The sequence below is a fragment of the Cupriavidus necator genome, from assembly GCF_040578825.1.
GTDB classification, from domain to species: Bacteria; Pseudomonadota; Gammaproteobacteria; order Burkholderiales; family Burkholderiaceae; genus Cupriavidus; species Cupriavidus necator_E.
Genome location: NZ_JBEFLI010000134.1, coordinates 1 through 7,442, shown reverse-complemented (window position 1 = coordinate 7,442; position 7,442 = coordinate 1). Strand labels below are relative to the sequence as shown.

The window sequence follows — 7,442 nt, the reverse complement described above, 5'->3', positions numbered from 1 at the left end:
CCGCCGCCGCCCCCCACCAGCGCCGCCGCCGGTGGTCTGCTACCGCAACGCCGCGGGTCAGTACTGGGACGGCACCGGCGAGATGCCGGACTGGCTGCAGCGGGCGGTCAATGCGGGGCAGAGTAAGGAGTTTTACCGGGTCGAATAGGGCATTCGTGAAAAGCCCGATTGTTAGCGCGACACTCCTTCAGCCCGGGCTTCGGCGTGTGCAATCTACGAGCAGGGGCTGCGTGGCTTCCTGCAGGCGATGACTGGCATCAGCGTGGGCGCGGCGCGCGCAATGGCACAGAGATTTCCGTGGCAGGACTATCGCACCTTCATTGATATCGGCGCTGCGCAGGGCGCTTTGCCGGTACAAATCGCGCTCGCCCATCCGCATCTGCAGGGCGGTGGCTTTGACCTGCCGGTGGTTGGGCCCGTGTTCGAGGAATATGTCAGGTCGCACGGGCTGCAGGACCGCCTCCGGTTCTATCCTGGCAATTTCTTCAGTGATCCCTGCCCGACGGCCGACGTCCTGGTCATGGGACACATTCTTCACGACTGGGACCTCACGCAGAAGCGCGAGTTGCTGGCGAAGTGCTATGCGGCGCTGGAGCCGGGCGGTTGCCTGATCGTCTATGACGCCATCATCGACGACGATCGGAGGCGCAACGCCTTCGGCCTGCTGATGAGCCTGAACATGCTGATCGAGACGCAGGGCGGCTTCGACTATACCGGGGCGCAGTGCACCGGCTGGATGCGCGAAGCGGGCTTCAGCCAGGTGCGCGTCGAGCCGCTCCTCGGCCCGGATTCGATGGTGATCGGCACCAAGTAGACGTTTCAAGCAGGCGCGACGGCCATGGGTAAGCAGACTAAGGTTCCACAACCACCATAGGTCTGCAGCATCCGAATGAAAGCTATCTTCTCGCGAAAGGGGTTCGACCAGGGGTATGGCGGCATGGCCAGCCCGATCTTGCCGGACGGCAGGTTGATTCCGCTTCCGATTCCAAGCGCTCACGATCGCACCCTGATCAACAACGTGGGGTTCGACGATCTCGACCTGGACGCCATGCTTAGGGACCTGTCCGGCGGGAAGTACTGTGGCGAGTCGACTGTCCATTTTGATCCGGACTTGGGCGGCAGCCATACGCGGAGCATCCCGGGCTGGCGACCAGCCTTCGGACAGTCTGGTTCCGCCCAAGGTCACTTGTCCAACAATGGTGTGGGGCCCGGCGACGTCTTTTTGTTCTTTGGATGGTATCGGCAGGTGCAGAAGCTCTCTGGGCGGTGGCGTTTTGTGCCGCGCGCGCCAGATCTCCATGTCATGTTCGGTTGGCTGGAGATCGATGAAGTGTTGCCGGTCATGACTGACCGGGCTGGTTCGCTCAAGCGGCATCCCTGGATCGCGACGCATCCTCACGTGGCCACCCCGGAAAAATACACGGATCCCCGGAATACCCTCTATGTTGCACGCAAGCGCTCCCTCTATGTGGAGGGTATCGGCGCAGGTCGATTTCCATTCCTGCGCCCGCAGATGCAACTTACCCTGGCAGGACGAACGCGTAGCGTCTGGTCCTTGCCATCCTGGTTCGAACCTAAGGGGAGGGCGCCGCTGACATATCACCCAGGCGCCGCCTGTTGGGAGCTTGATGGCGATAGGGTGACGCTGAAGACGGCGGCAAAAGGACAAGAGTTTGTGATCGATGGCAAGGACTACGCAGAGCTGGAGCGGTGGGTGGCAAACCTCGTTGGGGAAGCCGCATGAATCTGCTCATGTGCAGAGCGTCGCTGACACGAAAAAATAAAAAAAGCCCGATGCGAGCTCGCGCAGGCATCGGGCGGGAAGGCCGGCGCACGGGAGGCGCCGGGTGGTAGTCAGTAAATGTGGTTGATGCCTAGGTTGAATGCGCTGTTGCCGGCGGCGGCATTGCCGACATCGTTGGCATTCCAGACCCGATAAAAGCCGCTCGATGCCGTGTTCGACGCCCGGTTCCAGATATGCGCGTATGAGGTGTAGAGGCTGGTGCGCTTCGACAGGCGATGCACGTAGCCGACCGCAAGCTGCTGCGCATCGTTGTTTGCCGCGGTCCGGTCGTTTTTGTGGATGTAGGACAGGATCACGCGTCCGGCGCCGGCGGGGATCATGGCGCCGACCAGCACGTCTTCGGATTTGTAGTTGGGCGTGCCGGGGACGATGGCGCCGCGGTTGAAGACGTACTTGAAGTAGCCGGTAGCCAGGCCGAAGTTGTACTTGGCGCCGAAGAAGTATTCGCGTGCGTTCTTGCCGGGGCCGTTGGCATCCTTTGCATCCGCATAGGCCACGCGCCCCATGAAGTCGCCACCGGTGTACCCCAGCGATGCGCCTATCTGGCTGTTGGTGCTGGTGCTGCCCGCGACTTCGCCAAAGCTGTAGGACACTTCGCCGTCCACGCCGCCTAGGGTATTGGGCAGGTTGTACTTCACTACGTTGTCGGCGCGATTGCTGCCGCCGCGGCCGCCCGCGGAAATCAGGTTGGCGGAGGTGCCGGCGAGGCCGGTCACGAATGGGTCGAACTCGACCTGCGCCAGCGCCAGCGTGGTGTATTGCCGGCCCAGCGTCAGCCGCCCCGGCGCACCGTCCAGTCCGGCGTAGGAGGGTAGACAGCAACCTGTTGATTTAATGGGGATTTCAGGTGGGCATAGCCCGGAAACCCGCATGAATGCTAGGGGGCGCTACACCGGTAAATTGCGGAGAAATCAAAGGAACCCCTATCCTGGAACCCGATAACAACCACCTCGAGCGCGCGATCCGCCCGATTGCCCTCGGAAGGGCGAGCTGGCTGTTCGCGGGCTCGCCGCGCGGCGGGCGCGCCGCGGCCACGATGTATTCGCTGCTTGGCACCTGCCGCCTGAACGGCATCGAGCCCTATGCTTGGCTCAAGGACACGCTGCAGCGGCTGCCCGCTCACCCGATCAGCCAGGTTCACGAACTGCTGCCGCTGGCGCGCTAACCGGTAAACTGCGCGTCATGGACATCCTTGACGCCCTGCGCCTGGCCCCGAGTGCCGACCTGTACCGCCTGTATCTGACCATCGGGCGGATGCTCGACGATCCCAAACGTATCCTCGAGGTCCGCAGGCACCTGCATATCGGCATGACTGTCGGCTACGTCGCCGACGACCTTACCCAGCCGGTGCGCCAGGGGCGCATCCTCGAGCTGCGACAGACCCAGGCTGTGGTCCAGGACACCACCAGCGGCCGCCACTGGATCCTGCCCTACGCCGCCGTGCTCGCCGAGCCCACCACCCCCGCGCAGCAACCGCCGCACGCTTCACAGCCACCACCGCCCCGGGCGCAGCGTGCGGACTTCCTGGTCGGCGATACCGTCAGCTTCACCGACCAGCACCTGCGCGAACGCATCGGTACCATCGTGCGCGTCAACCAGAAGACCGCCTCCATTCAGTGCGACCCGAACGAAGGTCACTGGCGTGTCTCCTTCGCGCTACTGCGCAAGGTCGTCGATCTCTGAGTTTGCTTCGCCATTTGCACGATAAGAATGCCTAGACCGAAGTCCGATCCAGATCGTGAACACCGAATCACGATGGAGATAGTCGTCGACGCTTACAGTTCAGAGGAGCGGTCGATGGCATGGTATTACTACCTCGAGGAGCAACTCACCGTCCCGTTTGAAGCTGAGGTTCGCAAGAGATCGCCAACCTCGCCGCTCAGCCCCGGCGACCGGGTTCAGGTGATCGCAATGGCGCCGGAGGACGTGTGCGAGCTTGAAGTCTTCGTGTGGATACGATGGGACAAGCGCAAGCTTGCTGTACCACTAGCGCAAGTCGTGCCGCTGGCGAGCGACGAGATGACGCAGCAGGCCATTGCCGATTGGCAGTACTGGCGGGACCGTGGCTATCAGTTCTGACATCGGATCGTCAGCCGTGATGCCATAGCATCCGCCCCCCACAACGCTAATGACTGCCGGAGCAGTATTCCCAGGTCAACATGGGTTCTGCTGACGGATACGAAGATTTCAGCAAAATTAGAGGGTTGCCGAGAGCTGTGGTGGATTTTTTCCGAATCCCGGGCCGCACTCAGATATGATCGACGCGATGATTGGCATTGCTAAGGCCATGCACCCACGTGTGGCTACACTGGCAGTTTGAACGCCATCTTACCGGTTCCTATCGGAAGAATTGAACACTAACCGGCTGTGATTGCTACATGAGTGACATCAAAAAATTCGCCGGCGGGCGTGCAACCGAAGCAGGCATGGCATTCCAAGCGGCAGTCACCGCATGGTTTGCCGCGCAACTTTTGGCAGACATACCGATTGGCGCCCAATTTGGTCTACCGAGAATTCTCAAAATTGTGAGCCTGCAATGCGAAACCGGCGACGCTCTAGACGATGTAGTTGTACGTTTGGAAGGTGGGGGCGCAATTTATGTACAGTGCAAGACTAAGCCTTCCCTAACTACGGCAGCGGATTCGCTGCTTGGGAAGGCGCTCAAACAAGTTGTTGATCTGTATTTTCAGCTTGGCGGGGATGGATTGACTGCGACGCCCAACGTCGCATTGCTTGCTGTTGCGCAGGACTCACCGCGCTCGCTCGACGCGCTTGAGGCCGCATGTCGGATGTTCGACCAGGGGGGCGACTGGGACACGGTCAATGCTCAGATTCCCGAAGACAAGCGCAATGCGCTCACGGTCTTCAAGACGCACGTGGCGACCGCTTGGGCGAGCCACACGACCGAGCCGCTTTCCCGCGATGAGCTGGTAGCCCTAGCCCGCCTGTTCCGAATCCATCGGTTTGCGGAGGATTCAACTCAGCCGGAATGGCGCTATGCATCGCAATTGCTCGGTCGGCGCCTATTCGGCGGTGATCAGGCAGGCGACGGGCCTATGGCCGCCTTGCTGGGACTGGGCCGCAAGTTAATCCGCACTGGGGCCCCAGTGGGTCGTGGGGGGCTGTTACGGGTCATGCCAAGATGCGGTAATCCGCTATCATAAGTCTTGCAGTTATATTGAAAGAAAATAACCGCTTAAGTTTGATATAAGCAAGGATTCGCTGACCGCCCCAATTGGCTCAGACACAAGTCGTTAGGGAGCGGAGAACGCCGCCCCGATTTGGCGTGCCCGTTTCACCTCGTCGCTGTGCAGGTAAATCGAGGTGGTCGAGATCGACGCGTGCCGTAGATTGTCCCGGACCGTCGTCAATTCCGCGCCGCGCGCCAGCGCATGGGTCGCATGCGTATGCCGCATCCAGTGTGGACTGGCCTGCCGCAACTTCTCGGCGGCCGCAGGGTGATCCGCCTGGATCAAATCCGCCGCTTGCGTGAAGAATCGACGCAACACCGCCCACAGTCGCGTGCCGGTGATGCCGCCGGCCGAATCCTGGCCAATGCCGCCGATCAACGGGGTAGTCGGGTCCCAGCGTGCCCGGGTGACGGGCAGGCCGCGCTCGACCAAATACCGGTCGAGCGCCGCGCGCGCCAACGGCGGCAGCGCCACCTTGCCCGGCTTGGCGCCCTTGCCGACCAGGCTGAGCCAATGGTCGCCATGGGCATCGATTTCGATGCCGCCAAGGGTTGCGCTGACGAGTTCGCTGGCGCGCAGGCCGGTCGCATACGCGAAGTCGAGCACGTAGCGCAGGCGCTGGGCCGCCGGCGCCTCCCACCCGTAGGACCACTCCAGTCCGTTGGCGAGCGTGCGCACCAGCATCCACTCCCCCTCGGTGAACACGTGCGACGTATCCAATGGCGCGGCCCGCGCGCTGCCGCGCACCTTGATGCCAGCAAAGGGGTTCGCCATCACGTACCGCTGCTGGATCAGCCAGCGGAACATGGCCCCGAGCACCGACAGGGCATAGGCGGTTGAACGCGGTGACAGGCCCTGCGCAAACGGGCGCCATTCGCTTGAGGTGCGTGGTCGAGGTGGCCCGACCCAACGCTTGTGCGGCGTCGGCCGACGCACGAACGTGCGATAGGCAATCGCGTCCTCCGTGGTCAGCGACGACAGGGGACGCTCGCGCTCGACGATCGCCCACAAGATCAGCCGCTCGGCTTCCTTGCGATAGGCGCGCTGGGTGGCCGGTGACTCGTGCAACGCCAGCCAAGCCTGTACGGCCTCATAGTCGTTCGATGCGCCGAGGGTGCAGGTTTGCCGTGGTGCGCGGAAGGTCCCCGACGAGCCATCGACTTCGTGGGGCAGGCGCAGGTGCTCCCATGGCACGATCACCCCACGGTCCGCCACGGCGATCAGCGCTCGGGCGCGCTCGGTAAGTTGCGGGTGCTCAGCGAAGAAGGCCTCGATCCGCCGGGCGCTCGCCGAGCCAAGGCCAGGCACCGCCGCCCACCAGCGACGCCGGCGCGGAATGCGCACCGTCAGGTCCGCCAGCGTTTCGATGCCGTGCGCGCGCAGCGCCTGCACGGCACGAGGCGGCAGCCACTGGCCGATGTTGTCGCCGACTTGCGGCTGCGGCGGGGGCAAGCGGCGCAGCAAGTCTACTGCTTGGCTGATTGCCTTAGCCCGCCCGGGTCGGTCGGCCGCGCTGTGTTCGAACAAGGCGGCCAGGTCCTGGCGCTGCCGATGCAGCGCGAAATCGGCCAACTGACGCCGGATGCGGCCAAGGATGCCGCGCGCGGACTGGCCGCTGGTCTTGCACTCGCCCAAGTAGCGCACCACCGCCTCGCGGGCTGACAGCCCTTCGTACCAGGCGCATAGCGCGGCGAGCGAAGCCGCATCGGGGAAGTCAGGAGGCGCCTGATTGGTCTGGGGGGTGGCTGGCAGCATTTTCATGTCTACCAGTTTAGGGCATCGATGATGCCATTACGATAAGAAAAGTTATCGCAATAGTCTCGAAGAACGCGCCGCCGAACGGCGTCCAGTGGCCTAGTTTACCTAGCTAGGGGTCGCCTCAGAAAACGGAAAATATTGCACTACAAGGGCTTCCCCGTTGATGCAAGCTCAACATTGGTTTGATGTTCCTACGTGCTGCGCTGCTTCGCTGGTGTAGGTGAGAAGGTGAAGGACGGCACTACAACCGGTCATATTGGGCCAATGGCCCGGACCCTGATGAAAGACCACGCGCGGATGATGCGCACCCGAGCAGGCCTCCATGCCGATGAGGCAGGGCGGCAACTGGGCGATAGCGCGCTCAGTTGGTCGCGGGAAACGCGCGGCTTGATCAACACCCCCTTTCCGGCTTCATCCACGCCGTGGACGGCAAACACATTCTTGGCAAGATCGATTCCGACGGGTGACCATTGGCATGGACTTCCCCTCTTGTTGGTTGTTGATTAAGTTCAACACTCCATCATGGCACTTCGATGCCGCTTCGCGGCTTCCGCCGCAGCCTCGGGACGGGGAAGTCCCTTTCATTCGCTAGGCCCTGGCTTGCTCAGATGTTTGACTGTTCGTGGCACTTTCAACAGGGCAATCGCAATTGACCAACCCTTGCAAGATGCCGCACGCCTGCACTGGTC

At 62.4% G+C, this 7,442-nt stretch carries 8 protein-coding genes and 2 pseudogenes; 7 read left to right on the top strand and 3 right to left on the bottom strand.

Going from position 1 to position 7,442, the window contains the following annotated elements:
* Positions 1-82: 82 nt before the first annotated feature.
* The 3 genes and pseudogenes from AB1I47_RS33915 (at position 83) to AB1I47_RS32965 (ending at position 1,744) form a co-directional block, all read left to right on the top strand.
* The gene (locus AB1I47_RS33915) at positions 83-148 is read left to right on the top strand and encodes a hypothetical protein (RefSeq protein WP_407935952.1); all 66 of its coding nucleotides are present in this window, start codon (positions 83-85) and stop codon (positions 146-148) included.
* A gap of 69 nt (positions 149-217) precedes the next feature.
* Positions 218-814, top strand: a pseudogene (locus AB1I47_RS32970) (methyltransferase); the annotation flags it as partial.
* A 75-nt stretch (positions 815-889) separates the two neighbouring features.
* A complete protein-coding gene (locus tag AB1I47_RS32965; RefSeq protein ID WP_354687850.1) occupies positions 890-1,744 on the top strand; it encodes an Nmad3 family putative nucleotide modification protein in 855 nt (284 codons plus the stop codon).
* Positions 1,745-1,854: 110 nt separating this feature from the next.
* On the opposite strand, the gene AB1I47_RS32960 is transcribed toward AB1I47_RS32965, so the two are convergent.
* Positions 1,855-2,676 carry a porin gene (locus AB1I47_RS32960; protein WP_354687849.1) on the bottom strand — a complete coding sequence of 274 codons (822 nt, stop codon included), beginning with the start codon at positions 2,674-2,676 and terminating at the stop codon, positions 1,855-1,857.
* 2 nt (positions 2,677-2,678) lie between these two features.
* Between AB1I47_RS32960 and AB1I47_RS32955 the strand changes: the two genes are divergently transcribed.
* The 4 genes from AB1I47_RS32955 to AB1I47_RS32940 all read left to right on the top strand — a co-directional run bounded on the left by AB1I47_RS32955 (position 2,679) and on the right by AB1I47_RS32940 (position 4,968).
* On the top strand, positions 2,679-2,969 hold the full coding sequence (locus AB1I47_RS32955; protein ID WP_354687848.1) for a transposase domain-containing protein: 291 nt from the start codon (positions 2,679-2,681) through the stop codon (positions 2,967-2,969).
* Between the two features lie 17 nt (positions 2,970-2,986).
* The gene (locus tag AB1I47_RS32950) at positions 2,987-3,487 is read left to right on the top strand and encodes a hypothetical protein (protein ID WP_354687847.1); all 501 of its coding nucleotides are present in this window, start codon (positions 2,987-2,989) and stop codon (positions 3,485-3,487) included.
* A 27-nt stretch (positions 3,488-3,514) separates the two neighbouring features.
* Positions 3,515-3,883 carry a calcium-binding protein gene (locus AB1I47_RS32945; protein ID WP_354687846.1) on the top strand — a complete coding sequence of 123 codons (369 nt, stop codon included), beginning with the start codon at positions 3,515-3,517 and terminating at the stop codon, positions 3,881-3,883.
* 299 nt (positions 3,884-4,182) lie between these two features.
* Entirely contained in the window at positions 4,183-4,968 is a 786-nt protein-coding gene (locus AB1I47_RS32940) for a hypothetical protein (protein ID WP_354687845.1), read from the top strand.
* A 90-nt stretch (positions 4,969-5,058) separates the two neighbouring features.
* On the opposite strand, the gene AB1I47_RS32935 is transcribed toward AB1I47_RS32940, so the two are convergent.
* Together AB1I47_RS32935 and AB1I47_RS32930 are read right to left on the bottom strand one after the other, a co-directional pair.
* The gene (locus AB1I47_RS32935; RefSeq protein ID WP_354687844.1) at positions 5,059-6,750 is read right to left on the bottom strand and encodes a site-specific integrase; all 1,692 of its coding nucleotides are present in this window, start codon (positions 6,748-6,750) and stop codon (positions 5,059-5,061) included.
* Positions 6,751-7,035: 285 nt separating this feature from the next.
* Positions 7,036-7,230 (bottom strand): annotated as a pseudogene (locus tag AB1I47_RS32930) (IS110 family transposase); the annotation flags it as partial.
* Between the last annotated feature and the right edge of the window lie 212 nt (positions 7,231-7,442).